General features: G+C 70.5%; 21 protein-coding genes. 11 read left to right on the plus strand and 10 right to left on the minus strand.

Annotation, left to right across the window (positions count from 1 at the left end):
• Positions 1 to 21: 21 nt before the first annotated feature.
• The 7 genes from SL003B_RS12535 to qhpG all read right to left on the minus strand — a co-directional run bounded on the left by SL003B_RS12535 (position 22) and on the right by qhpG (position 8,446).
• Positions 22 to 654, minus strand: coding sequence for a S8/S53 family peptidase (locus SL003B_RS12535; RefSeq protein WP_013653222.1), 633 nt, complete (start codon positions 652 to 654; stop codon positions 22 to 24).
• Positions 651 to 2,405, minus strand: coding sequence for an ABC transporter ATP-binding protein (locus SL003B_RS12540; RefSeq protein WP_013653223.1), 1,755 nt, complete (start codon positions 2,403 to 2,405; stop codon positions 651 to 653). The genes SL003B_RS12535 and SL003B_RS12540 overlap by 4 nt, the downstream gene beginning before the upstream one ends.
• Before the next feature lie 227 nt (positions 2,406 to 2,632).
• Positions 2,633 to 3,721: a quinohemoprotein amine dehydrogenase subunit beta gene (gene peaD, locus SL003B_RS12545; protein ID WP_013653224.1), complete on the minus strand. Its 1,089-nt coding sequence runs from the start codon at positions 3,719 to 3,721 to the stop codon at positions 2,633 to 2,635.
• Between the two features lie 31 nt (positions 3,722 to 3,752).
• Complete coding sequence (gene qhpC, locus SL003B_RS12550; RefSeq protein WP_013653225.1) at positions 3,753 to 4,085, minus strand: quinohemoprotein amine dehydrogenase subunit gamma; 333 nt, start codon at positions 4,083 to 4,085, stop codon at positions 3,753 to 3,755.
• Positions 4,082 to 5,518 carry a quinohemoprotein amine dehydrogenase maturation protein gene (gene peaB / locus SL003B_RS12555; protein ID WP_013653226.1) on the minus strand — a complete coding sequence of 479 codons (1,437 nt, stop codon included), beginning with the start codon at positions 5,516 to 5,518 and terminating at the stop codon, positions 4,082 to 4,084. Before peaB ends, qhpC begins: the two co-directional genes overlap by 4 nt.
• Before the next feature lie 11 nt (positions 5,519 to 5,529).
• A complete protein-coding gene (gene peaA / locus SL003B_RS12560) occupies positions 5,530 to 7,095 on the minus strand; it encodes a quinohemoprotein amine dehydrogenase subunit alpha (protein WP_013653227.1) in 1,566 nt (521 codons plus the stop codon).
• A 16-nt stretch (positions 7,096 to 7,111) separates the two neighbouring features.
• Positions 7,112 to 8,446 (minus strand): flavin-dependent monooxygenase QhpG, encoded by a 1,335-nt coding sequence (qhpG, locus tag SL003B_RS12565; protein WP_148259298.1) that lies wholly within the window; start codon positions 8,444 to 8,446, stop codon positions 7,112 to 7,114.
• Positions 8,447 to 8,694: 248 nt separating this feature from the next.
• Between qhpG and qhpR the strand changes: the two genes are divergently transcribed.
• Complete coding sequence (gene qhpR / locus SL003B_RS12570; protein WP_013653229.1) at positions 8,695 to 9,720, plus strand: AraC-like transcriptional regulator QhpR; 1,026 nt, start codon at positions 8,695 to 8,697, stop codon at positions 9,718 to 9,720.
• Between the two features lie 6 nt (positions 9,721 to 9,726).
• Here the strand turns inward: qhpR and SL003B_RS12575 are convergent, their stop codons facing one another.
• Complete coding sequence (locus SL003B_RS12575) at positions 9,727 to 10,437, minus strand: GntR family transcriptional regulator (RefSeq protein WP_013653230.1); 711 nt, start codon at positions 10,435 to 10,437, stop codon at positions 9,727 to 9,729.
• A gap of 92 nt (positions 10,438 to 10,529) precedes the next feature.
• On the opposite strand from SL003B_RS12575, the gene SL003B_RS12580 reads away from it, so the two are divergent.
• The 4 genes from SL003B_RS12580 to uxuA all read left to right on the plus strand — a co-directional run bounded on the left by SL003B_RS12580 (position 10,530) and on the right by uxuA (position 14,652).
• Positions 10,530 to 11,504: a C4-dicarboxylate TRAP transporter substrate-binding protein gene (locus tag SL003B_RS12580; RefSeq protein WP_013653231.1), complete on the plus strand. Its 975-nt coding sequence runs from the start codon at positions 10,530 to 10,532 to the stop codon at positions 11,502 to 11,504.
• Positions 11,505 to 11,584: 80 nt separating this feature from the next.
• A complete protein-coding gene (locus tag SL003B_RS12585) occupies positions 11,585 to 12,094 on the plus strand; it encodes a TRAP transporter small permease (RefSeq protein ID WP_013653232.1) in 510 nt (169 codons plus the stop codon).
• Entirely contained in the window at positions 12,091 to 13,368 is a 1,278-nt protein-coding gene (locus SL003B_RS12590) for a TRAP transporter large permease (protein ID WP_013653233.1), read from the plus strand. Before SL003B_RS12585 ends, SL003B_RS12590 begins: the two co-directional genes overlap by 4 nt.
• A 57-nt stretch (positions 13,369 to 13,425) precedes the next feature.
• On the plus strand, positions 13,426 to 14,652 hold the full coding sequence (gene uxuA / locus SL003B_RS12595) for a mannonate dehydratase (RefSeq protein ID WP_013653234.1): 1,227 nt from the start codon (positions 13,426 to 13,428) through the stop codon (positions 14,650 to 14,652).
• A 13-nt stretch (positions 14,653 to 14,665) separates the two neighbouring features.
• On the opposite strand, the gene SL003B_RS12600 is transcribed toward uxuA, so the two are convergent.
• Positions 14,666 to 15,349 (minus strand): TetR/AcrR family transcriptional regulator, encoded by a 684-nt coding sequence (locus SL003B_RS12600; protein ID WP_013653235.1) that lies wholly within the window; start codon positions 15,347 to 15,349, stop codon positions 14,666 to 14,668.
• A 209-nt stretch (positions 15,350 to 15,558) separates the two neighbouring features.
• On the opposite strand from SL003B_RS12600, the gene SL003B_RS12605 reads away from it, so the two are divergent.
• From SL003B_RS12605 to SL003B_RS12630, 6 genes are all read left to right on the plus strand, one after another.
• Positions 15,559 to 16,395: an FAD binding domain-containing protein gene (locus SL003B_RS12605; protein ID WP_013653236.1), complete on the plus strand. Its 837-nt coding sequence runs from the start codon at positions 15,559 to 15,561 to the stop codon at positions 16,393 to 16,395.
• A gap of 1 nt (position 16,396) precedes the next feature.
• The gene (locus tag SL003B_RS12610; RefSeq protein WP_013653237.1) at positions 16,397 to 16,909 is read left to right on the plus strand and encodes a (2Fe-2S)-binding protein; all 513 of its coding nucleotides are present in this window, start codon (positions 16,397 to 16,399) and stop codon (positions 16,907 to 16,909) included.
• Positions 16,906 to 19,290, plus strand: a complete 2,385-nt coding sequence (locus tag SL003B_RS12615; protein ID WP_013653238.1) for a xanthine dehydrogenase family protein molybdopterin-binding subunit — start codon at positions 16,906 to 16,908, stop codon at positions 19,288 to 19,290. Before SL003B_RS12610 ends, SL003B_RS12615 begins: the two co-directional genes overlap by 4 nt.
• Before the next feature lie 46 nt (positions 19,291 to 19,336).
• Positions 19,337 to 20,395, plus strand: coding sequence for a C4-dicarboxylate TRAP transporter substrate-binding protein (locus SL003B_RS12620; RefSeq protein ID WP_013653239.1), 1,059 nt, complete (start codon positions 19,337 to 19,339; stop codon positions 20,393 to 20,395).
• An 87-nt stretch (positions 20,396 to 20,482) separates the two neighbouring features.
• A complete protein-coding gene (locus SL003B_RS12625; RefSeq protein ID WP_013653240.1) occupies positions 20,483 to 21,040 on the plus strand; it encodes a TRAP transporter small permease subunit in 558 nt (185 codons plus the stop codon).
• Complete coding sequence (locus SL003B_RS12630; protein ID WP_013653241.1) at positions 21,037 to 22,365, plus strand: TRAP transporter large permease; 1,329 nt, start codon at positions 21,037 to 21,039, stop codon at positions 22,363 to 22,365. The genes SL003B_RS12625 and SL003B_RS12630 overlap by 4 nt, the downstream gene beginning before the upstream one ends.
• 40 nt (positions 22,366 to 22,405) lie before the next feature.
• Here SL003B_RS12630 and SL003B_RS12635 read toward each other — a convergent pair whose 3' ends face one another.
• A complete protein-coding gene (locus tag SL003B_RS12635) occupies positions 22,406 to 24,322 on the minus strand; it encodes a bifunctional sugar phosphate isomerase/epimerase/4-hydroxyphenylpyruvate dioxygenase family protein (protein ID WP_013653242.1) in 1,917 nt (638 codons plus the stop codon).
• Positions 24,323 to 24,366 lie beyond the last annotated feature (44 nt).

The following is a 24,366-nucleotide window of genomic DNA, read 5'->3' on the forward strand; positions in this document are numbered from 1 at the left end:
TCCGCCCGAGTTTTCAAGGAGTCAGGCACCGCACCGCTCGCGCCCGAGATAACGCACCGCCGGGGATAGCGCGTCGAGCGCTTCGGCGGCGGAGCCGGACCAGCGGGCGGCGAGCAGGCCGCTCAGGTGGGCTGCGGCGGCGCTGGCGCCGCGCACCTGCGGATGGCCGAGCGCGACCGGACAGGCGCCCCAGGCGGCCTGCGGCAGGTCGAGGCGCGACAGCTCTCCGGGGCCGCAGCGGGCGTCGCCCTGGACCGACACGACGTCGGCCAAGGCTGCCGGAAAGACCGGCCCGCCGCGCGCCGGCGCGGAAGCGACGACGAGGCTACCGGCCTCCTGTAAGATCCTGATCCTCAAAGCGATTTCGGCCGATGGCCGGGCCAGTCCGAAGGAGCAGTGGACGATCTGCGGCGGCTCCTCGCGCAACCAGTCGAGGGCGTCCGCCAGCGCCTCGACCGTGGTCGACAGACGGCCGGGAAACACCACTGCGTTGACGACACGCACGGCGCCGGAAAAGTGCCGGATGGTCGCCGACAAGGCTCCGGCATGGCGCCGGGCCGCTGCCGATCCGTCGTCACGGCAGAACCAGGCCTGCGCGGCAAGGCCGGACGCGTCCGCGGCCAGGGCGCCGTCGAGGAGCGCGAGGCGGATCATGCCGGCGGCTCCCGGACGGCGAAGCGGGCAAGATCGATCTCGGCGTCGAAGCCGCCGTAGCGGCCCGCCTCGCCATGGGTGACGACGAGGCGGGTGCGGCCGGCGAAGCGGGCGTCGAGGGCAGCCATGATGCGCGCCGTGCGCTCCGCATCGACCTCCGACAGGCTTTCGTCGAGCAGCAGGACGCGGAACGGGGCGAGCAAGGCCCGGGCAAGGCAGAGCCGCTGGCGCTCGCCGCCGGAAAGCTCCAGCCCGCCCTCGCCGAGACGGGCGGCGAGGCCGTCGGCGGCGAAGCGGCCATCAAGCTCGACAAGGCGCAGCACCTCCAGCATGTCGGCCTCGCCCGCCTCGGGGGCGGCGAGACGGAGGTTGTCGGCCAGCGTGCCGGAGAAGACGTGGCCCTTCTGCGGCACCAGGGCGACGGCGCGGCGCAGGTCGGCCAGGGCGAGGCGGCGCAGGTCGATGCCGTCGAGGCGGATGGTGCCGGCGTCGGGATCCATGTGGCGCTGGAGCAGCGCCAGCAGCGACGACTTGCCGATGCCGGACGGGCCGGCGAGCCGGACCTTGGCGCCGGCCGGGACGGTCGCCTCCAGCCCCTCGAACAACGGCCGGCCGGGGACCGGGCCGAAGCCGACGCCGGACAGCGCCAGCGCGCCGCCGCCGGCCGGCAGGGCGAGCGGACGGACGGGGTCGCTGACCTCGGGGGCGGCGCTCATGACCTCGTCGAGCCGGTCGAGCGCGGCGCGCATGCGGGCCTGGCCGTGCCACAGCGCGATCAGCGACTGCATCGGCCCGATCAGGAAACCGAGATAGGCGGTGAAGGCGATCAGCGAGCCGAGCGGCATGCGGCCGTCGATGACGGCGAACCCGCCGACCAGGAACACCGCGCCGCGCAGGATCGCGGTCAGCATCAGCGGCACGGCGCGGGTGACCTCGGTCCAGACCTGCGCCGCCAGGAGCGCGCCGACCAGGCCTTGCTGGCGGCGCTCGATCTCGCCGGCCGCAACGGCGCCGGCCCCCAGCGCCCGCAGCGCGCCGAGGCCGGCGACGGTCTCTGCGAGGGTAGCTGCGAGCCGGCCGCGGGCGGTGCGCACGTCCCGCGCCTTGTCGTGCGTGACCGGCCGGGCGCGGGCGAAGAAGGCGAGTTCGACCGGCGCCAGCGCCAGCGCCAGCAGCGCCAGCAGGGGGTCGAGCACGAACAGCATGGCCGTGCCGCCGGCGAGCCTGAAGAGGCTGCCGCCGCCGCTGACCAGGGCCGCGAAGGCGAACTGCTGCACCTCGCCGGCGTCGCCGTCGAGCCGGCTCATCAGCTCGCCGGTCTTCTGGCGCGCCTGCCAGCGCGGCGACTGGGCGAGGATGCGGTCGACCGCGGCACGGCGCAGGTCGGCCAGCAGCCGGGCCGAGAAACGCAGGTGCAGCAGGGAATTGGCCGCGCCCAGCGCCAGCGCTCCGAGGCCGACGGCGAACAGCAGCAGGACGAAGCCGACAAGGGCGTGGCGGTCGCCGGCCATCAGGCCGCGGTCGATGACCAGCTTGGTCAGCCAGGGCGGCACCAGAGCGGCGGCGGCGGCGACGAGCGACAGGGCAAACAGCGCGGCGAGCGGCCGGCGGTAGGGCGCAAGCAGCGGCGCCAGCCAGCCGGCCTCGCGCGCGCCGACCAGGCGGACGATGAGCGCGCGCAGCAGAGGGCGCCGCGGCGGGGTGACCGCTCTCGTCGGCTGCGGTTCAGCCGTTGTCGTCGCCGGTCTCATGCGTGCCTGCTTCCGTGTTCGACATCCCGGGTCGAAAGAAACGGCCCCCTCTGCCCCGGGGCGAAGGGGGCGCCGAGGGGCGCAGGAGCGCGGCGAGGCGCGGCGAGCCCTGCAACCGGCGCTCTGCAAGCGAGTGGGCACCGGGTCTCGCGATGCTTGCCCGGGGTGACGGCGGTGGGTGTGGCGGGGGCGGCAAGGCCCCTGCCCCATCCTGTCGTCATGGCTGCCTAGCTCCCCGTGTTGATCACGTGCATGGTGCCGGCGGCCATGTCGCCGCCGGACGGCAGAAGGATCTCGCCGATGCGCTCCAGCGTCTCGGAGTCATAGACGCCGATGTCGTCGTTGGTGCCGCCGACGTAGAGCTCCCTGCCGTCGGAGGAGATGTTGATGCAGTAGTAGGTGTGCGGCAGGTCGACCCGCTTGATCAGTTCCTTGGTGTCGACGTTGTGCTTGGACAGCTGGGTGTAGACGCCGTAGAGCTTCGACTTGTCGTTGGGATCGCGCACGGCGGAGAACATGATCACCTCGAAGCTGGCGAAATCCTCGATCTTCGCCTGGCCGGTGGTCAGGTCGACCGTCTGGTAGCCCCAGACGAAATCGGCCAGTTCGCTCTGGCTGGCGTCGGTGAACACCGCCGCCGAATAGAGCAGCAGGAACTCGTCGGCCTGACTGCCGATCGGCCAGAAGGCGAGCACGTCAGGGCCGGAATAGGTCGGCCGGTCCCAGGAGGCGTTGGCGATCTTGATCGAGACCTCGCCGGTCTTCGGGTCGATGGCGTAGACCTCGTGGCCGCCGGCATAAACCATGCCGGAGCGGTCGGTCGCCATGACGGTCATGCGACGCGGCGCCGGGAAGGTGCGCGCCGGTTTCGCGTCAAGGCCCGCGGCCGCCTCGTAGACGGCAAACTCCGGCTCCAGCACCTCGTAGCGGTCGGGCAGGATGCGCACCGGATTGCGCACCGTGTAGACCTCCGTGCCGTCCTTGGACACGGCGAGCGAGGCGATGGTCTTGCGGCGGATGTCGCCTTCCGACTGATGGGCGGAAAAGACCGTCCGGCAGGTGGCGAGTTCGATGCCGAAGACGTCCTCCCAGCGGTTGGCGAGCACGTAGGCGATCGCATTGTCCGGCGACATGGCGATGACGCCGGGGATGAGGTTGAAGTCGAGCTTGCAGTCGGTCTGGACGGTGCGGGCGGCCGCGTCGATGACATAGAGCCGGTCGGGCTTGGCGACGGTGACGATCAGGTCCTTGGCCAGCGCCGGCAGGGCGCCAAGGCCCACGCACAGGGCCGCCGTTGCTGCGATCAGGTTGCGCATCGGTGTCTCCTTGAACAGGCGGGCGCGCCGCTCAGGTTTCGCTGTCGGACGGGAACACGGTGCCGAGCGAGCGCCAGTCCTTGCCCGCGTTGTCGGCGCCGGCGTTCCAGTCCTTGTACGAGTTGATCGTGTCCGGCACTTGGGCCGGCCACCAGCACGGGTCGGAGCAGCCGTAGAGATCGGCCTCCATCGGCTGGCACAGGGCGGCGACGCCGCCGAAGGGATCGACCTCCCAGCCCGGATCGAGCGTCGAGGTGCAGCCGGCGACGATAGTCTGCATGGCGCGGACCTCGTCCATGGCGTCGGTCTCGACCGCGCTGACGACACGGTCGGCCTTCTGGTTCAGGGGTTTCAGGTGTCTCATTTGCCGTATGCCCTCCGCGGCATGATGTGATCGGTGAAGAAGGCCGGCGCGCCGGCGATGAGGTCGCCGTAGACGCCGATGCCGAAGTCGACCCAGTCGCGCATGAGGTCGCAGTAGTGATAGGTCGGCTTCATCGGGTCGGAGAAATGGGCGTAGCTCTCGTGGTAGCAGCCGCCGGCGCAGAGGTTGCGGATGCGGCAGGTCGAGCAGCCCTTGTCGGTGCGGTCGGCGCGGTCCTCGATGAAGCGGGCGAGCTTCGCCTTCTCGATCCCCGTGTCGACCGTGCCGTAGGTGTCCATGCCGGAGCCGGTGAAGCGGTGGCAGAGGTTGAGGCCGCCTTCGTGATCGACCGCCAGCATGCCGAGGCCGGCCCCGCAGGGCAGCGCCTTGGAGCGCCCCTCGTGGAGGTCGGTCATCAGCTGGTGCATGTTGGAAAAGCCGATGTTGCGGCCGTTGAGCGCCTCGTCGCGGTAGTACCTGCCGAGCCGCTTCATCTCGTCGAACACCGTCGCCAGATCGTCGCCGGTCAGGTTGAAGGGGGCGACCGGACCGGAGGTCACCGGCGCGAAGCCGACCTCGTGGAAACCGATGTCGTTCTTCAGGTGATCCCAGATCTCGGTGACCGCGGTGACGCCCCTAGTCAGCGTCACCCGCCCGCCGACAGGCCGCGCGGTGTAGCGCTCCAGCAGCATCCTGGCCTTGGCGGCGACGACGTCATAGGTGCCCTTGCCGCCGACGGTCCTGCGGTTCCTGTCGTGCAGCGCCCTGGGCCCGTCCATCGACACGGTCAGGCCGAAGCGATGGGCATTGAGCCAGTCGACGATCTCCTCGGTGAGCAGCGTCGCGTTGGTGGTCAGCGTGAAGTCGACGCGCTTGCCGAGCGCGCCGAACCGGTCCTCGGCATAGGCGACCACGTCGCGGATCAGCGCCAGGTTGCTCAGCGGCTCGCCGCCGAAGAACACGATGTTGTAGCTGTCGCGGTCCGGGCTTTCGGCGAGCAGCAGCTCGATCGAGCGTTTCGCCGTCTCCAGCTCCATGCGCCGGCCCTTCGACGGCGTGTCGAGATCCTCCTTGTAGCAGTAGGTGCAGGACAGGTTGCAGCCGGTGTTGACGTTGAGAACCATCGTCGTCAGCGGGAAGGTCTCGATGCGAACCGGCGGCCGTTCCGCCCTGGGCGGGCGGCCGTCGGTGACGATGTCGAGGTCGAGCAGGGCGCGGATGCGCTCGGTGACAAGGTCGGGGTCGACCCGGCCCTCGAAGCGGTCGCGCACGTCCGCCGCGCTGACCTGCCGGCGATCGGCGAACAGGTCGAGGACGTCGGTGTCGAGGCGGTCGATCTCGAACAGCGCGGTGGTCGGCACGTGGAACAGCAGCTGGCGTCCGTCGACCTCGACCCGATGCGCGTTGTGCGGCTGGTAGAAGAGATAACCCATGGTGCGCTCCTTCAGCGGATCGGGGGATCGTTCCAGCGCTGGACGGTGACGATGAGCTGTGCCTCGCCCGCCGCCTCGCCGCTCCTGGCCAGCACCTTCAGGTTGCCCGCGTTGTTGGTGGAGAACGGCCGGTCGGGGTTCGGCCCGGCGACCGCCGGCATGAAGATGCCGCTCGTCTCATCCATCGCGCCGGCGTGTTCGACGTCCTTCAGGGTCTCGGCCTCCTCGTTGAAGGGTTCGACCGACCACGACGCCGGGACCGCGCCGATGCGCACGTCGTCGTCGGTGCCGGGTTCGCCGTCCGGGCCGTTCCAGTAGCCGATCGCCTCGAAGCGGGCCGGCACCTTGCCGGCCGAACCGCCGCCGCCGCCGACGCGGGCGACGGCATAGGCCGGCTCGACCCTGAGGCTGTCGATGCGGCTGTAGACGGCGAGCGCGGCGTCGGCCGTGGCCGGGCCCGAGGCGACCGCGACCGGGCCGTCGGCGCCGGCGGCCGGACTGACGTCCAGGGCGATGCCGAAGGCGTTGGCGGTGCCGCCGGAGGCCTGAAGCGTGCCCGACAGGCTGGCGCTTTCAAGACCGGTGCCGACGACCTGAACCGTGGCCGGCGACCCAGCGACGAGCGTCGAGGGCACGACGCCGGCGATCGCCGGCGCGCCGCCGGCCCTGACCGCCCGGAAGGGGGCGCCGAGACTGTCCTCGGCATGCAGGAACTGACGGCCGGCGACGGTGGCGCCGTCCTCGGCGAGGGCCAGCACCTGGCGGTAGAGCGTGTCGCCGACGGTCAGGTTGGCGCGCCATTCGTAGCCGGTGTAGAGATTGAGCCGGCCGGAGACGGCGAGCTCCTCGCCGGCGGCGGTCTTCAGCGTGCCGGCGACCGCATAGGGCTGGGCGTCGCCGGAAACGGTCAGGGTGCCGTAGGCTTCGCCCTTGCCAGGCAGGCGGGTGACGAAGGTCCAGTCGCCGAGCGCCGTCGGCTTGGCGGCCTCCTGCCAGGCGGTCCAGGCGTCGGTCTCGAAGGGATAGCGCTCGGCGAGCAGCGGCACGACCTCCTCGCGGGCGAGCTTCAGCCATTCGCGGTCGCGGGCGAGCGCCTGATATTCCAGCGTCGGCCACTGGCCGACGTGGAAGTCGACGTGCAGGTTCCATTCCTCCTGCGTGCGGCGCTGCAGGCCGACGCGGGCGAGCGTGTGGCAGCGCGCGCACATTTCGCCGAGCGGGGCCTCCGCCGCTTCGACCGTGTTCGGCTCGCGTTCGAGCGCGTAGCGGAACTCTGCCGCCTCCGAGGGGGCGAGGCCCTGGGTGTCGGCGAGATAGCGCACCAGTTGGGCCTGCGCATCGGCCTCGATCGGCATGCCGTGGAACAGGCGCATGCGCACGATGGTCATCAGCCAGCCCTCGGGCGTCTTGCGCTGGCCGGCGACGCGGCTCAGCGCGCCGGAGGCGTCGGCCTCGTGGCAGCCGGCGCAATTGGCCTCCAGAAGGGCGGCGCCGTCCTGCGCCGCGGCCGGGGCGGCGGTCAGCAGAAGCCCTCCGGCGAGACCGGCGAGAGACCCCTTTCGCAGTCGTTTCATCATGCTGTTTCCCTCGTTGTCATGACAGTGGTCGGGTGGCCGGCGGCGGGCGAGCAAGCCCACGGCTGGCGAGCCAGCCGGCGGCCGGATCGGGAACGCTGCCCGCCCCGTCGCGCAGGCGGGCGAGCAGGTCGGCGACCGGCAGGCCGGCGACGAAGGCGACGCCGTCGGGATCGCGCGGCGTGACCAGCACGTCGCGCTCGGCCAGCCGGTCGCCGTCGACGACGACGCGGCGCTCAAGCCGGGTCTCGGTCGGCGCGGCATGGGCGGGGCGATCGTCGGGCCAGGCGGCGCGGGCGGCCCAGAACGGATACTCGGCGAGGCCGCGCTCCAGGCGGTAGAAGTCGCGGCCGATGCGCGCCTGGCGCCAGAAGGTTCCGACGACGCGGTCGCGGTGAAAGCGTGCGGCGCGCCCGGCTCCCTGCCCGGGATCATCGAGCAGCGTGCGCACCATCGGCGCGGCGGCGAGCGCGGAGGACAGTGCCCAGAACAGGCCGTGGCCGGACAAGGGATCGATGGCGGCGGCGGCATCGCCGACCGGCACGAGCGGCGGCGCCAGGTCGGGGGCGGAGAGCGTCAGCGCGCAATGGCGCGCGACGGGCTGCCCATCTGCGACGGCGCCGGCGTAGCGGCCGTCGAGACACGGCTGGGCGAGGAAGCCGGCCAGACGGGCAGCGAGCGCCGCCGGGCCGCTGCCGGGCAATTCGCCCGACAGATCGCCCGACAGATCTCCGGCGTCGATGCAGATCTGGATCCAGCGGCCGAAGCCGGGATCGCAGGCATCCCACAACCAGCCCTGCGGCGTCGCCGCGACGCGGATACCGGGCTCGACCGGCAGGCCGGCAACGCGCCCGGCGACGGCGAGCGTCGCGGGTCCCCTTGCCCGCCTCAGCGCGCGAGCATGCGAATGGGCGTGGCGGCCGCGGGCGTCGAGCATCAGCCGGGCGCGAAGCGCCGTTCCGTCGGACAGGCGCAGGGCGACGCCGCGGGCGACATCGGCGTCGTCGATGCGGCTGACGCGGGCGGTCAGGAGACAGGCGCCGGCCGCCTGCGCGGCGGCGCGCAGCGCGGCGTCGAAGGCGTCGCGACGCACCAGCCGCTCGCCGTTCTCGCTGCCGGTCAGGCCCGCCCAGCGCACCGTGCGCGGCAGGCGCGGGCCGGCGGCGGCGAGCGCGGCATCAAGCCCCTTCGCGGCGAGCAGGCCGGCGACGCGCTCGCCGAGGCCTTCGAGCCGCGGACGGGTCGTGCCCGGATCGATCAGAACCACACTGAAGCCGGCCTGCGCGAGCTCTCGCGCAGCAAACGCCCCGGCGGGTCCCCCGCCGGCGACGGCCACGTCCCAAGGTACGGCCACGTCTTTCCCCTCCGCCGGACGCCCGTGTGTTCACGGTGCGGCTCCGGCTGTCTCTGTGCCGTCCATTAAGAAAGCCGGCCGACGCGGCTTCTCGACATTTTTGGCCAAACTTGCGCCATGCGTAAAATCAGGGCGCAGACGGATTGCGCCGGTACGCCGGTTTTGCTTTGCTTCGAAAGGGAGCGACACTTTATCGCGGGGCTGCCGGCCGCGGGCCGGCCCGGCGCACCCGGTCGGGATCGACGGCCATGCCGACAGGCGCAACAATCGTTTCGGGGGCCCTCGCCGGGCTTCAGCACGTGCTGGCCGACCGCGGCCTCGAGCCGGCCGACCTCGGCCGGCAGAGCGGCGTGCCCGCCGGCGCATGGTCCAATGCGCGCACGCAGATCCCGCTGACCTCCTTCGTGGCGCTCTACGAACAGGGCGCCGACCGCCTCGCCCTGCCGGGTCTCGGCTGGCAGTCCGGGCCGCTGCTCGACCTTGCCGATCTCGGCGACCTCGGCACCGCCATCCTGTCGGCGCCGACCGTCGGCCAGGCGCTGAAGACCTTCGTGCGCTTCATCGGCTTCGTCCAGAGCGAGACGGACATGCGCCTAGAGGTCGAGGACGGCGTCGCCATGCTGAGCTACCGGATCCTCAATCCGGACATCTGGCCGCGCCGGCAGGACGCGGAATTCACCCTGTCGGTGCTGGCTGCCCTGATCCGCCGCGGCGCCGGGCCCGACTGGAGCCCTGACCTGGTCTGTTTCGAACACGCCGCGGCACGCCCGGCGCGCCACTGGCGCGAGGCGGTCGGCGCGCCCTGCCTGTTCGACTGCGAGACCAACTGGATGAGCTTCTCCGACACGCTGCTCGACTGTCCGATGGCGCGCGAGGACGCCGGGCTGCACCGCTCGGCGCTGGACGCGCTGACGCACCGGCTGGTCGCCTCGACCCGCGCCCGCTCGCTGTCGGGCCGGATCCGCATGGCGATCTATGCCGGCCTCGGGCAGGGCACGGTCGACCAGGAGACGATCGCGCGCGACCTCGGCCTGTCGCGACGCAGCCTGCACCGGCACCTGAGCGAGGAAGGCACGCGCTTCTCGGCCCTGCTGGAGGACTGCCGGTTCCGCGTCGCCCGCCACGCGCTGGCCGACACGGCGCATCCGCTGACGCAGATCGCGCTGGAACTGAACTATTCGGACCAGACCGCCTTCGAGCGGGCGTTCAAGCGCCACACCGGCCTGACGCCACGCCAGTACCGCAAGGCGTTCGGCCGGCCGCCCCACTCGTAGGCGGCGTCAGTCGTCGAACAGGTCGGAGAAGTCCTCGGCGATCCGGGGCAGCGAGGTGAGGATCTCGCGCAGATGGCCGCTCATGGCGGCGGCAGCGGCGTCCGGGTCGTGCGCCTCGATAGCGGCGACAATGTCGGCGTGCTGGGCGACCAGCGTCGCCATCGGGGTCGCCGCCGGCAGGCTGAGGAAGCGCACCCGGTCCATCTGAACCTTCAGATCCTCCACCACCAGCCAGGCGCGCCGGCAGTCGACGCTGTCGGCGATCGCCTCGTGGAAGCGCTCGTCGAGCTGGAGGAACTCCGAATGCTGGCCGGCGGCGGCCGCGGCCTCCTGGCGGCGCAGCAGCCCCTTGAAGGCGTCGATGCTGGCCGGCGAGGCCTCGAGCGCGGCCTTGCGCACCAGCGCGACCTCGATCGCCTCGCGGATGAAACGGGCGTTCTCCACCTCCTTGCGCGAGATCAGTTCCACGAACGTGCCGCGCTGGGGGCGGACCTGGACCAGGCCGACGTCGGCAAGCTTGATGAAGGCCTCGCGCACCGGCTGGCGCGACACGCCGAGCTTCCTCGCCACGTCGGCCTCCGACAGCGAATTTCCGGGGCGCAGCTGCAACTGCACGATCGCCTGCTTCAGGGTCCGGTAGACGCGATTGCCGAAGGACGCCTGGCGCCGCGACGCCGGATCCTCGGTCAGGGTTTCAAGGTCGAGTTCGATCTTCATGTTGACTCAAGAATACTACCATACTAGTCTCCCGACAATGCAGAAGTGACCGGGATGGAGGGTCGCTTCTGGCTGACCGGGAGGAGACCATCGTGAAACGCTTTCGTACGATCCTGGCCGCGGGCCTTTTCGCCGCGACCGCCAGCCTACAGGCGATTGCCGCCGACTACACCCTCAATGTGAACACCGCGCTGACGCCCGAAGACCCGCTGTTCAAGGGCCTGGAGGCGTTCCGCGACACTGTCGCCGCGCGCACCGACGGCAAGGTCGAGATCCGCATCTTCCCCAGCTCGCAGCTCGGCAAGGACGAGGACGTGCTGGAACAGGCGCGCGCCGGCGCGCCGGTCGCGGTCGTCGTCGACGGCGGGCGGCTCGCCGTGTTCCAGAAGGAATTCGGCGCCCTCGGCGCGCCGTTCCTCGCGAGCGGCTACGACGGCATCCGCAAGGTCGTCACCTCCGACCTGTTCGCCGACTGGGTCAAGCAGCTGCACGACACCGCCGGCCTGCAGGTGCTGTCGTTCAACTGGTGGCAGGGCGAACGCCACCTGCTGACCAAGAAGCCGGTCGCCTCGCCGGCAGACCTCGCCGGCGTGCGCATGCGCACCCCCGGCGCGCCGGTCTGGATGGAGACGATCCGCGCGATGGGCGCGACGCCGACGCCGATGGGCTGGACCGAGGTCTACAGCGCGCTGCAGCAAGGCGTCATCGACGCCGCCGAAGCGCAGCATCCCGCAACGCTCGGCGCCAAGCTGGACGAGGTCATCACCCACATCACCAAGACCGGCCACATCAACCTGATCACCGGCCTGGTCGCGGGAGCCGCCTGGTACGACAGCCTGCCGGAGGACCTGCGCCAGATCGTCAGCGAGGAAGCGTTGAAGGCCGGCGACATCGCCTCCTACGGCACCCAGGACGCGCTCTCCAGCATCGAGGCCAAGCTGACCGAGAACGGCGTCACCATCGCCGAGATCGACACGACCGTGTTCCGCGAGGCGACGGCACCGGTCTACGACATGCTCGGCTACGGCGACCTGCGCGACACGCTGAGGGGCATCGCCGCGCAGTGATGCCCGTGCGACACTGACGGGCGCGGCCTCGCCGCGCCCGTTTTTCGTCCGCCGACCCCGGAACCTGTCCAGGACAGCCCATGACCGCGCGCCTCGCCCGACTGGAACTCTGTGTCGCGGTGGCCCTGCTGGCCGCCATCGTCGTCCTCGTCTTCGCCGCCGCGCTGATGCGGTTCTTCGGCCGGCCGCTGATCTGGTCGGTCGACCTGGCGCAGCTGCTGTTCATCTGGCTGTGCTTCCTTGGCGCGGCCCGCGCCCTGCGGTCACGCGCCCATCTGGGCGTCGACCTGATCGTCCGCCACCTTCCGGCCCGGCGCCGGCAAGCGCTCGAATTCGCACTGGCCGCGTGCTGCCTCGCCTTCCTGGCGGTGCTGTTCGTCGAGGGCATCGACCTGACGCTGCTCAACCGCCAGCGTCTGTTCGGCGACAGCGGGTTGTCCTACGCCTATGTCACGGTGGCGGTGCCGGTCGGCAGCCTGCTACTCGCGGCCTCGATCCTCGCCAACATGGTCGAGGCGTGGTGCGGGCGCGACAAAGGCCTGCTGGTATTCACGCGCACGGGCAACGGCCAGGCGGGAGACGGCCTGTGATCACCATCAGCCTCGTCTTCCTCGCCTTCCTGCTACTCGGCATGCCGGTCGCCTTCGCCATCGGCATCTCCGGCTTCCTGTTCTTCGTGCTGTCCGACGTCATGCCGACCTCGATCGGCGTGCAGAAGATCGCCAGCGTATCGCAGAGCTTCCCGCTGCTGGCAGTACCGTTCTTCGTGCTTGCCGGCCACCTGATGAACGAGAGCGGCATCACCGAGCGGCTGTTCCGCTTCTCGCACGTCGCCGTGTCGTGGATGGCCGGCGGGCTCGCCCAGGTGTCGATCATCCTGTCGACGCTGATGGGCGGCGTGTCCGGCTCGGCGGTCGCCGACGCGGCCATGGAGGCGCGCGTGCTCGGACCGACCATGATCGAGAAGGGCTATTCGCGCGGCTATTCGGCCGCCGTCATCGCGCTGAGCTCGCTGATCACCGCGACCATCCCGCCGAGCCTGGGGCTGATCCTGTACGGCTATGTCGGCAACGTGTCGATCGGCCGGCTGTTCCTCGCCGGCATCGTGCCCGGCCTGCTGATGATGGTCTTCCTGATGGTGGCCGCCTATGTCGTCGCCAGGCGGCGCGGCTATGTCGACGCGGCGGCCAAGCGGCCGACGGCGCGCGCGCTCTTCTCGGCGACGCTCGACGCCAAATGGGCCATCGCCTTCCCGATCCTGCTGGTCGTCTCGATCCGCGGCGGCGTGTTCACGCCTTCCGAGGTCGGCGCCTTCGCGGTCGTCTACGCGGTCCTCGTCGGCCTGTTCGCCCACCGCGCCCTGACGCCCGCAAAGATGCTGCGGGCGGCGGGCCACGCGGTCGAGGACATCGGCATGATCATGCTAATCATCCTGATGTCGGGCATGATCGGCTTCGCCATCATCTTCGACCAGGTGCCGCAGGCGATCGCCGGAACCCTGCTCGGCGGCCTGTCGCAGCCGCAGATGATCGTCGCCGCGATCCTGGCGATGCTGTTCGTCGCCGGCCTGTTCGTCGAGAGCACCGTGCTGGTGCTGCTGCTGACGCCGATCTTCGTGCCGATCATCCAGAAGATCGGCTTCGACCCGGTACATTTCGGCATCCTGATGATGACCATCGTCACGCTCGGCTCGATGACGCCGCCGGTCGGCGTCGCGATGTACACCGTGTGCAGCCTGATCGACTGCCGGGTCGAGGACTACATCCGCGAGTCTATCCCCTTCCTCGTCGCCATCGTGGTGCTGGTCGCGCTGTTGCTGTTCGTGCCGCAGCTGTCGCTGTTCCTGCCGAACCTCGCCTTCTGAGGAAAGGCCCGCGCCGATGACCTGCCCTACCCCCCTTCCCGTCCTGGAGCCCAACGCATGAAAGCCACCTGGCGCTGGTTCGGTCCGTCCGACCGTGTCTCGATCTCCGACGTCCGCCAGGCCGGCGCCACCGGCGTCGTCACGGCGCTGCATCACGTGCCCGACGGCACGGTGTGGAGCGTGGAGGAGATCCGCAAGCGCCAGCAGGACGTGGAACAGACCGCCGACGGCTCGCCGAGCGGGCTCGCCTGGGAGGTGGTCGAGAGCCTGCCGGTGTCGGAGGCGATCAAGCAACAGAAAGGCGACTGGCGGGCGCATGTCGAGGCCTACAAGACCAGCCTGCGCCATCTCGCCGGCTGCGGCATTCAGGTCGTCTGCTACAACTTCATGCCGGTGCTCGACTGGACGCGCACCGAGTTGAAATGGCGGCTGGCGAGCGGCGTCACCTGCATGCGCTTCGACCTGACCGACTTCGTCGTCTTCGACGTGCACCTGGTCGGCCGGGCGGCGGCGCGCGAGGCCTTTCCCGAAGCGGTGCTTGCGGCCGCCGAACGGCGCTTCGCCGGCATGGCCGACGCCGAGCGGGCGCGGCTCGCCGCCAACATCACCTGCGGCCTGCCGGGGGCGGCGAGCGTGCCCTCGCTCGACGACGTCAAGGCGCTGCTGGCGCAATACGACGGCATCTCGGCGGAGCGGCTGCGGGCGCATTTCGTCGCCTTCCTGGAGGAAGTCGTGCCGGTTGCCGAAGAGCTCGGCCTGCGGCTGTGCTGCCACCCAGACGATCCGCCCTTCCCGCTGCTCGGCCTGCCGCGCATCATGTCGACGGAGGCCGACTGCCGCGCCGTGCTGGCGGCCGTCGACAGCCCGGCGAACGGCGTGACGCTGTGCTCGGGCTCACTTGGCGTGCGCTCCGACAACGACCTGCCTGGCATGATGGAACGGCTCGGGCCGCGGGTGCATTTCCTGCACCTGCGCAACGTGCAGAGCGATCCGGGCCTCACCGCCGACGAGACGCGGCGCCTGCATTCCTTTCACGAGAGCGAGCATCTGTCGGGCAACACCGACATGATCGCGCTGATCGCGGCGGTCGGGCGGGAGGAGGCGCGCCGGCGCGCTGAGTGCCGCGCCGATGCGGAGATCCCGATGCGGCCCGATCACGGCCAGGACATGCTGGACGACCTCAACCGCGACGCCCAGCCCGGCTATCCGACCATCGGCCGCATGAAGGGCCTCGCCGAACTGCTGGCGGTCGAACGCACCCTCGCCCGCGTCGGCACGCTGTGACGCGAAAACCGCGTCAGCCGGCCGGCAGGGCCGCGCCAGCGGCAGGCAGCGCCTCGGCCTGGGCGCAGGCGACGGCGGGCCGGGCGCCAATCTCGAACGCGTCGAGGAAGCGGTCGATGGCGGCGGCGATCGCCGGGCCGGAGTCGTCCGGACAAGGCATCTGATAGACGTAGCGGCGGATGCCAATGTAGACGATGCCGCCGTGCAGATTCCACAGGTCCTCCATCTCCGGCTTGCGTGCGGCGCGGGCCTCGTGGCGGAACTCCTGCAGCAGCGGCTTCAGCAGCAGCGTGCTGACGTGCTGGAGGTAGCGCCGGTTCAGTTCCGCGCCGGCGAGGCCCGAGAACATGAAGATGCGCATCCACTCGTAGCTGAAGATCGCGCCGGTGTACTCGCGATAGAAGGTGAGCGCGCGCTCGCGGATCGGGCGGGCGCGGTCGGCGATCACGCCCGGCCAGTCGGGCGAGATCCGGTCCAGGTAGACGCTGCGGTAGACCGCTTCCAGGAGATCGGTCTTGGTGGCGAAATAGTTGAAGATCAGGGATTGGGTGACGCCGAGGCGCTTGGACAGCTCGCGCGTGTTGCCGTCCAGCCCGACCTCCGAGAAATAGGCGGTCGCGCCGGCGATGATGAGGGCCCGGCGCTCCTCCGGCGACAGGCGCCTGCGGTCGCCGGGCGATGTGTCCCGTGTCGTCATGGCCCCTGTCTGCCGCATTCGCGCGCCCCGGAAAACCCTTTTCTTACAGCCCGCGCAGCGACGCGCGTGGCATGGACAAGAATGCGCTTGCAATTTTGCGATCTGCAATAGATCATTTGATCAATAAGCGCGAGACACAGTCCCCTGCCCCGCAGGACCGCCGGAGGAGCGGAGCGGACCGGCGTCTTGCGAGAGGGAGGACATCGTCAATGAAAGCCGCAACGGCCGGATACGTCCGGGCGACATCTCTTTCCCATGCCGTCACACTGCTCGCCGCCTCGAAGGGCCAGGCGCGCCTGCTCGCCGGCGGCCAGAGCCTGGTGGCGGCGATGAACCTCAGGCTGGCGGGCGAGACCGCCCTGATCGACATCAACGGCCTTTCCGAGCTTGGCGGCATCACCGCCGACGGCGCGGTGCTGCGCATCGGCGCGCTGACGCGCCACCGGGAGCTGGCGACCTCGCCGCTGGTCGCCTCGCTGGCGCCGGCGATCGCCCAGGCCGCGCCGCTGATCGCCCATGCCGCGATCCGCACCCGGGGCACCATCGGCGGCTCGCTCGCCTATGCCGATCCGGCCGCCGAACTGCCGGCCTGCATGCTGGCGCTCGGCGCCACCATCGTCGTCGCCGGGCCGCAGGGCCTGCGGCGGGTGGCGGCGGAGGACTTCTTCGTCGACCTGTTCACCACGGCGCTGGCCGAGGACGAGATGATCACCGCCGTCGAGGTGCCGTTCGCGGAGCCCGGCGAGCGCCAGGCGACGTTGGAGCTGGCGCGCCGGTCGGGCGACTACGCGCTCGCCGGCATCGTGCTGGCGCGCAAGGCCGACGGACCGCGGATCGCCTTCTTCGGCGTCGGGCCGACCGCCCGGCTGGCGCGCAGCGCCATGGCGGTGCTGGCCTCGGGCGGCGACGGCGAGGCGGCCGCGGCCGTCCTCGATCGCGACCTCGATCCGCCGGACGACGTCCACGCCCCCGCCGCCGTGCGCCTGCACCTGGCGCGCGTTCTGCTGCGCCGCGCGCTGGCCGCCACACAGACCGGAGACGCCTGAGATGACCGACATGCCCCCCGACTTTGCGCGCAAGGTCGACATCCGCCTGACCGTCAACGGCGAGACGGTCGAGGCCCGCGTCGACGCCGGCCGGCACCTGGTCGACTTCCTGCGCCTCGACCTCGGCCTGACCGGCGCCCATGCCGGCTGCGAGCACGGCGTATGCGGCGCCTGCACCCTGAAGGTCGACGGCGACATCGTGCGTGGCTGCCTGGTTCTCGCCGCCCAGCTCGACGGCGCCGAGGTATGGACCGTCGAGGGCCTGACCGACAGCGGCGCGCTGGCCGACCTGCAGGACGCCTTCGTGGCGCGCAACGCGCTGCAATGCGGCTTCTGCACGCCCGGCATGCTGGTCGCCGCCGCCGACCTGCTGGCCGACGGCGGCGTGCCGAGCCGGGCCGAGATCCGCGAGCACATCTCGGGCAACTACTGCCGCTGCACGGGCTACGAGGCGATCGTCGACGCGATCGAGACCGTCGCCCGCGCGCGCGCCGGCACGGAGGCGGCGGCATGAGCATCGATTTCGGCAATCCCGACCGTCCCAACAGCTACATCGGCCGCACCGTGCCGCGCCCCAACGCGCGCCGGCTGGTCGAGGGCCGCGGCCGCTACGTCGACGACATCGTGCTGCCGCGCATGCTGCATGTCGCCTTCGTGCGCAGCCCGCACGCCCATGCCCGCATCCTGTCGATCGACACCGAGGCCGCCAGGGCGGTGCCGGGCGTACGGCGGATCTTCACCGGCGCCGAGCTTGCCGCCCATTGCACGCCGTGGGTCGCCGTGCTGGCGCATCTCAAGGGCCTGAAGTCGGCGCCCCAGCACGCGATCGCGGTCGACCGGGCGACCTGGACCGGCGAGGCGGTGGCGGCGGTGGTCGCGGACAGCCGGGCGGCCGCCGAGGACGGCGCCGCCCTGGTCGAGGTCGGCTACGAGCCGCTGGCGGTGGTCACCGACATGCGCACGGCGCTCGATCCCGACACGCCGCTGATCCATCCCGAGCTCGGCGACAACCTGACCTTCCGCCGGCTGCACGAGCAGGGCGACGTCGAGGCTGCCTTCGCCGGCGCGCACAAGGTCGTCTCGGCGTCGTTCAAGACCGGCCGCCACACCGGCGTGTGCGTCGAGCCGCGCTCGATTCTGGCCGACTACAACCGCGCCGAGGATCAGCTCACGGTCTATCATTCGACCCAGGCGCCGCACATGATGCAGACGGTCATCGCCAAGCATCTCGACCTGCCCGAGGGCCGGGTGCGCGTGGTGTGCGGCGACGTCGGCGGCTCCTACGGCATCAAGGTGCACGTCTATCCCGACGAGATGGCGACCGTCGCCATCTCCAAAGTCATGGGCCGCCCGGTGAAGTTCATTGCCGACCGGCTGGAGAGCTTCGCCACCGACATCCACGCCCGAGACCACGAGATCGACGGCCGCATCGCTGTGGATGCCGACGGCCGCATCCTCGCCATCGACATCGACGACTACACCGGCATCGGCCCCTATTCGGTCTATCCGCGCACCTCGGCGATCGAGGGCAACCAGGTCGTCAACCTGTGCGGCGGCCCCTACCATTTCGCCCACTATCGCGCCCGCACCACGGTGGTGCTGCAGAACAAGACGCCGACCTGCCAGTATCGCGCCGTCGGCCACCCGATCGCCGCCGCGGTGACCGAGGGCCTGGTCGACTTCGCCGCCGAGGCGCTCGGCCTCGACCCGGCCGAGATGCGCCGGCGCAACCTGATCGCCGACGACGCCTATCCCTACACCTCGCCGGCCAACATGCGCTTCGAGGGCCTGTCGCACCAGGCCTCGCTCGCCAAGCTGCTGGAGATGATGGACTACGACGGGCTGCGCGCCGAACAGGCGCGGTTGCGCGCGCAAGGCATCCACCGCGGCATCGGCCTGGCGAGCTTCATCGAGCTGACCAATCCGAGCCCGTTCATGTACGGTATCGGCGGCGCGCGCATCTCGGCGCAGGACGGCTGCACCGTGCGCATGGACCCGGACGGCAGCGTCGTCGCCCTGTCGGGCGTGACCGAACAGGGCCAGGGCACGGAGGCGATGCTGGCGCAGGTGGTCGCCGAGGCGGTCGGCGTGCCGGTCACCCGCGTGCGGGTGATTACCGGCGACACGCAGGTCACCCCCTATGGCGGCGGCACCTGGGCCTCGCGCGGCGCCGGCATCGGCGGCGAGGCCGCGCTGCAGGCGGGCCTGGCCTTGAAGGACAGCATCCTGACCGTCGCCGGCGCCATGCTGCAATGTCCGCCGGACAGCCTCGACGTGGTCGAAGGCACAGTCATCGACCGCGCCGGCGGCGAGGCGCGAATGCCGCTGGAGGAACTCGGCCGGATCGTCTATTTCCGCGGCGACACCCTGCCCAAGGGCCTGCCGCGCGAGCTGGTGCAGACCCGCCATTTCATCACCTCGGACTACCCCTTCGCCTTCACCAACGGCGTCCAGGCGAGCTACCTGGAGGTCGACGTCGAGACCGGCTTCGTCAGGCTGCTGAAGCACTGGTGCGTGGAGGACTGCGGGCGGGTGATCAATCCGCAACTGGTAGACGAACAGATCCGCGGCGGCATCGTCCAGGGCCTCGGCGGCGCGCTCTACGAGGAATGCCTCTACGACGCCGACGGCCAGCTGCTCAACGCCAACATGGCCGACTACCTGGTGCCGATGGCGGCCGAAATGCCGGACATGGCGATCGGGCACATCGAGACGCCAACGCGGGAATCGCTGCTCGGCGCCAAGGGCGCCGGCGAGGCCGGCACCGCCGGTGCGCCGGCCGCCGTCATGAACGCCATCAACGACGCGCTTCGCCCGTTCGGCGGGCGGGTCACCGAAATGCCCTTCACGCCGGCACGGATCCTGGCCGCGCTCGGCGTCGTGGGGAAGGCCTGAGACAGGCCGATCGGCCCCGAAGGGGCCACGCTCTGGGAGGAAAGACATGTATTTGAAGCATCTGTTCGTCGCGGCGGCCCTGGCCGGCACGACCCTCGCCGCCCCGGTCTCGGCGCAGCAGGCCATCACCGTCAACATCGGCTCCAGCCATCCGGAGGCCAACATCTGGGTGTGGGCGATGAAGAACGCCTTCCAGCCGGAGGTCGACCGGCTGCTGGCCCAGACCGGCGCCTACAAGATCAACTGGGTCGAGTCCTACGGCGGCACGCTCTACAAGTTCACCGACACCCGCGCCGCGGTGAAGGACGGCATCGTCGACGTCGGCATGGTCGGCACGGTGTGGGAAGGCGCCAGCATGCCGCTGCAGAACGTCACCTATTTCACGCCCTTCGCCACGTCGAACCACGAGTTGCTGATCGACATCTTCGACAAGCTGACCGACGAACTGCCGGAACTGCGCGACAGCTGGGCGGCTCAGAACATGGTGCACCTGTCGTCTCTGATCACCGACAGCTACGACATCTACGCCAATTTCGAGGTCAAGACGCTCGCCGACCTGCAGAACCGCAAGATCAACGCGCCGGGTACTTCGGCCAACTGGCTGCGCGACACCGGGGCGACGCCGATCGACGGCGCGCTGACCACCTACTACACCAACATCCAGACCGGCGTGTCCGAGGGCGCGCTGTCCTTCGCCTCCGGCATCCTGCCGACCCGCGTCTACGAGGTCGCGCCGCACCTGACCCGCGTCGGTATCGGCGCGATGTATTTCGGCGGCATCGCGGTCAACAAGAGCTTCTTCGACAAGCTGCCGGAGGACGTGCAGACGGCGTTCCGCGCCGCCGGCAAGGAGACCTCCAAGCGCCACGGCGCCTATGTGACGGAAAAGGCGACCAGCGCCATCACCGCCATGGAGGCGGCCGGGCTGAAGATCACCGAGCTGCCCGCCGAGGAGAAGCAGAAGTGGGTGAACAACCTGCCGAACATCGTCGAGCCCTGGCTGCAGAGCGGCGGCGAGCCGGCCCGGACCGTGCTCAAGGCCTATTTCGCCGCCCTGCGCGCCAGCGGCATCGAGCCGCTGCGGGCCTGGGACGCCGGCCTTTGAGCCTTTCCTGCACTCTTGCCCTTCCCGGACCCGGTCCGGGAAGGGTTTAATCGCAGCGCGGGCCGGCGCGACGGGAGGGCGAGGACAGTGAGCGACGAGACCAACCTCGACAGCGTGGTGGACGCACCGCCCGCCCGGCGCGGTGGCGGCCCGTTCGCCCTTGCGGCGAACGCTCTGGCCGCCATCGGCACCGTCTGGATCTTCCTGATGATGCTGGTCATCGTCGCAGACGTCGCCGGCCGCAACCTGTTCGATGCCCCGATCACCGGCGTGGCGGAGGTCTGCGCCCGCTCGGTCGTCGCCATCGTGTTCCTGCAAATCGCCTCGGCGGTGCTCGCCGGACGCATGACCCGCGCCGACTTCCTGATCCGCCCGGTCAGCCGCCGATTCCCGGGCCTGACGCGCGTCATGGAGGCGCTGTTCGCGCTTGCCGGCGTCGCCGTCTACGTCGCCATCCTCCTGGCCGCCTGGCCCGACACGGCCGAAGCCTGGCGCAGCGGCGAGTATTTCGGCGTCCAGGGCGTGTTCACCATCCCGACGCTGCCGTTCCGGGCGATCATCGTGATCGGCGCGGGCTTCGCCGCCCTCGCCTACCTGATCGCCGCCGCCGCCTCCCTCCTGCGCGACCGGACCCTGCCCGCATGACCGCCCTCACCGTCGGTGCCCTGCTGATCGCCGCGCTGGTGCTCCTCGTCCTGATCGGGATGGAGATCGCCGTCGCCCTGTTCGCCGTCGCCTTCGCCGGCGTGTGGATCATCCGCGACAACTTCGACCTGGCCATGCGGCTGTTGTCGATCACCGCCTACAACGGCATCGCCGACTACCTGTTCGCGACCATCCCGCTGTTCGTGCTGATGGGGCTGCTGGTCAGCATCTCCAACGTCGGCCGAGACACGTTCGAGGTGGCCGAGCAGTTGCTGCGCCGCCTGGCCGGCGGCCTCGGCGTCGCGACCGTCGCCGCCAACACGGTGTTCGCCGCCGTCACCGGCGTGTCGATCGCCTCGGCCGCCGTATTCACCCGCGTCGCGGTGCCCGAAATGCGCCGCCACGGCTACCGCGCCGGCTTCGCGGCCGGCACGGTGGCAGGCAGCTCGGTGCTCGGCATGCTGATCCCGCCGAGCCTGCTGCTGATCATCTACGGCGTGCTGGCCGAGGTCTCGATCGGCCAGATGTTCGTCGCCGGCGTCATTCCCGGCCTGATCCTCGCCTTCGGCTTCGTGACCATGATCGTGCTGATGGCCCGCCTGCGGCCCGGCTTCGTGTTCGACCAGGCGGGGCGCGCCGAGAGTGCGCCGGCCGCTGCGGATATCCCGGCGCTCGGCACGCGCGAGATCGCGGTCAAGCTGGTGCCGATCCTGCTCCTGGTCGCGCTCGTGCTCGGCGGTCTCTACAGCGGCTTCTTCACGCCGACGGAGGCCGGCGGCGTCGGCGCTTTCGGCGCCTTCCTGATCGCGCTCGCGCGACGCAAGCTCGACCGCAACCGGATCTGGGAAGTGCTGCGCCAGACCGGGACCGTCTCGGTTGCCATCCTGATCCTGCTGATCGCGGCCGGCTTCTACAGCCGCATGCTGTCGGTCGCCGGCATCCCCAACGCCATCGGCGATCTGGTGCGCATGGGCGGCATCGGCCCCTATGGCTTCCTGCTGCTCTATGCGGTGTTGCTGCTGCTGCTCGGCATGATCCTCGACAGCAGCTCGATCCTGCTGATCATGGTGCCGATCGCGGCGCCGATCGCCCAGTCGATGGGCTTCGACCTGATCCATTTCGGCATCGTCACGGTGATTGCAGTCGAGATCGGCCTACTGACGCCGCCGTTCGGCATCTCGGTGTTCACCGTGCACAACACGCTGGCCGACCGCAACGTCGGCGTCGAGCAGGTGTTCCTCGGCACCGCGCCGTTCATCCTGGTGATGCTGGCGGCGCTTTTGGCGATCGCCCTGTTTCCCGCGCTGACACTCGCGCTGTTGTGAGCCGACGCCGCCGCGCGCCGGCGGCCCCCATCCCGGCGCCTCACGCCCTCGGCATGCCGCTCGGCCGCATGATGCGCTTCTGTGCGGCGATGCGGAACGGCGCGTTGGCGGCACCATAGCCGCGGTAGCCGCCGCGCCGTTCGACGATCTCGAAGAAGAAGCCCTCGCCATAGGGACGGCTGTAGAGCTGGAAATACTCGCCGTGCTCATCGCGGTCATAGAGGATGCAGGCCGCGCGCAGGCGCTGCAGAAGGTCGCCGTCAAGGGCGAAGCGGGCGTCGAGGTCGTCGTAGTAGTTGGGCGAGATCGGCAGCGGGTCGAAGCCGTTCGTTGCCAGTGCGGCTGCGGCGGCGAAGATGTCGCGGCAGGAAAAGGCGACGTGCTGCACCGCCGAACCGAAGCTTTCGGCGATGAAATGGCCGGCGAGCGTGCGCCGGTTCTCCGCCCCGTTGAGGGTCAGCCGCAGCGTGCCCTCGGCGTTCTCGATCGCCTGGCTGCGCACGACGCCGGCCGGGTCGATGACGTCGACCATCGGCAGCTTCCGCGTCTCGAAGATCGCCGTGTAGAACAGCAGCCAGGTCAGCATCTCCTCGTAGTTCATGGTCTGGGCGAGATGGTCGATGCGTTCCAGCCCGGCCTCCGCCGCCGCGCCCGTCTCGGTGCCCGTATCGGCGAGCGCATCGGCGAGCGGCTCGAACTCGATCTCCCACACGCGGGCGAGGTCACCGGCATCGTCGACGACATGGATCAGCCCGCCGCCGACGCCGCGGATCGCCGGGATCTCCAGTTCGCCGGGTCCGATCGGCTGGCCGAACGGCTGCGCGTCGAGCGCGGTGGCGCGCGCGACCGTCGCCCTGGCATCCTCGACCCTTATGCCGATGTCGCACACCGAGGTGCCGTGCAGCACGTAGGCGGAATGGGCGAAGCCTTCGCGCTCGGTGTTGACGACAATGTTGATGCCGCCCTGGCGCCAGAGCGTGACGTCCTTGGCGATGTGGCGGCCGGCCTTGCGGAAACCGAGGGTCGACAGCAGGGCGCCGAGCGTCTCGGCCTCGTCCTCGTCGGCGGTGAATTCGACGAATTCGACGCCGAGGGCCCGCGCGCGCGCCGGCATGGCCGGCACCTCGATGCGGATGTCCGGCTCCTGGCGGCGCACAACGTCCATCAGGTTGAGCAGCGAGCGGTGGCCGTCCAGCGCGATCGACCGCGGGCTGCCGCCGCGGAACTGGTCGTTGAAGATCTCCAGCGACAGCGGCCCGGCGTAGCCGGTGGCGGCGACGGCGCGCATGAAGTCGGTGACCGGCAGGTCGCCCTCGCCCGGCATGGTGCGGAAGTGGCGCGACCAGTAGAGCAGGTCCATCTCGATCATCGGCGCGTCGGCGAGCTGGACGAAGAAGATCCGCTCGCCGGGAATGGCGCGGATGGACTGCGGGTCGAGCCGGCGCGCCAAGGTGTGGAAGCTGTCGAGGATCAGGCCGACATTGGGATGGCCGGCGCGCCGGACGATCTCCCAGGCGTCGCGGTGGTCGCTGACGTGCCGGCCCCAGGCCAGCGCCTCGTAGCCGATGCGCAAGCCGCGCCGCGCCGCACGCTCGCCGAGGGCGCGCAGATCCTCCGCCGCCCGGTCGATGCCGCCGAGCGCCAGCGGCGAGACGTTGGAGCAGACCAGCACCAGGTCGGTACCGAGCTCCTGCATCAGGTCGAATTTGCGCTCGGCGCGGTCGAAGGCGCGCGCGCGCTGCGGCTCGGGCAGGCCCTCGAAATCGCGGAACGGCTGGAACAGCATGACCTCCAGGCCATGGTCGCGCACCATCGCGCCGACCTGGCGCGGCGGCCGGTCGTAGGCGAGGAAGTCGGCCTCGAAGATCTCCACGCCGTCGAAGCCGGCGGCGGCGATGGCGGCCAGCTTCTCCCTCAGGTCGCCGGAGATCGACACGGTTGCGATCGCGGTCTTCATGGCTGCGGCCCCTCTCCCGAAACGATCCGGATCGGCCGGCCGTC

The organism is Polymorphum gilvum SL003B-26A1 (assembly GCF_000192745.1).
Lineage (GTDB): Bacteria > Pseudomonadota > Alphaproteobacteria > Rhizobiales > Stappiaceae > Polymorphum > Polymorphum gilvum.

What these genes read in the sequence shown, in the direction of transcription:
- qhpR (WP_013653229.1), top strand. Translation starts at nt 8,695, where the DNA reads ATGCCGACAGGCGCAACAATCGTTTCGGGGGCCCTCGCCGGGCTTCAG.
- peaA (WP_013653227.1), bottom strand. Translation starts at nt 7,095, where the DNA reads ATGATGAAACGACTGCGAAAGGGGTCTCTCGCCGGTCTCGCCGGAGGG.
- SL003B_RS12630 (WP_013653241.1), top strand. Translation starts at nt 21,037, where the DNA reads ATGACCGCCCTCACCGTCGGTGCCCTGCTGATCGCCGCGCTGGTGCTC.
- SL003B_RS12600 (WP_013653235.1), bottom strand. Translation starts at nt 15,349, where the DNA reads ATGACGACACGGGACACATCGCCCGGCGACCGCAGGCGCCTGTCGCCG.
- SL003B_RS12585 (WP_013653232.1), top strand. Translation starts at nt 11,585, where the DNA reads ATGACCGCGCGCCTCGCCCGACTGGAACTCTGTGTCGCGGTGGCCCTG.
- SL003B_RS12535 (WP_013653222.1), bottom strand. Translation starts at nt 654, where the DNA reads ATGATCCGCCTCGCGCTCCTCGACGGCGCCCTGGCCGCGGACGCGTCC.
- SL003B_RS12575 (WP_013653230.1), bottom strand. Translation starts at nt 10,437, where the DNA reads ATGAAGATCGAACTCGACCTTGAAACCCTGACCGAGGATCCGGCGTCG.
- SL003B_RS12620 (WP_013653239.1), top strand. Translation starts at nt 19,337, where the DNA reads ATGTATTTGAAGCATCTGTTCGTCGCGGCGGCCCTGGCCGGCACGACC.
- uxuA (WP_013653234.1), top strand. Translation starts at nt 13,426, where the DNA reads ATGAAAGCCACCTGGCGCTGGTTCGGTCCGTCCGACCGTGTCTCGATC.
- peaD (WP_013653224.1), bottom strand. Translation starts at nt 3,721, where the DNA reads ATGCGCAACCTGATCGCAGCAACGGCGGCCCTGTGCGTGGGCCTTGGC.
- SL003B_RS12540 (WP_013653223.1), bottom strand. Translation starts at nt 2,405, where the DNA reads ATGAGACCGGCGACGACAACGGCTGAACCGCAGCCGACGAGAGCGGTC.
- SL003B_RS12635 (WP_013653242.1), bottom strand. Translation starts at nt 24,322, where the DNA reads ATGAAGACCGCGATCGCAACCGTGTCGATCTCCGGCGACCTGAGGGAG.
- SL003B_RS12610 (WP_013653237.1), top strand. Translation starts at nt 16,397, where the DNA reads ATGACCGACATGCCCCCCGACTTTGCGCGCAAGGTCGACATCCGCCTG.
- SL003B_RS12605 (WP_013653236.1), top strand. Translation starts at nt 15,559, where the DNA reads ATGAAAGCCGCAACGGCCGGATACGTCCGGGCGACATCTCTTTCCCAT.
- SL003B_RS12615 (WP_013653238.1), top strand. Translation starts at nt 16,906, where the DNA reads ATGAGCATCGATTTCGGCAATCCCGACCGTCCCAACAGCTACATCGGC.
- peaB (WP_013653226.1), bottom strand. Translation starts at nt 5,518, where the DNA reads ATGGGTTATCTCTTCTACCAGCCGCACAACGCGCATCGGGTCGAGGTC.
- qhpC (WP_013653225.1), bottom strand. Translation starts at nt 4,085, where the DNA reads ATGAGACACCTGAAACCCCTGAACCAGAAGGCCGACCGTGTCGTCAGC.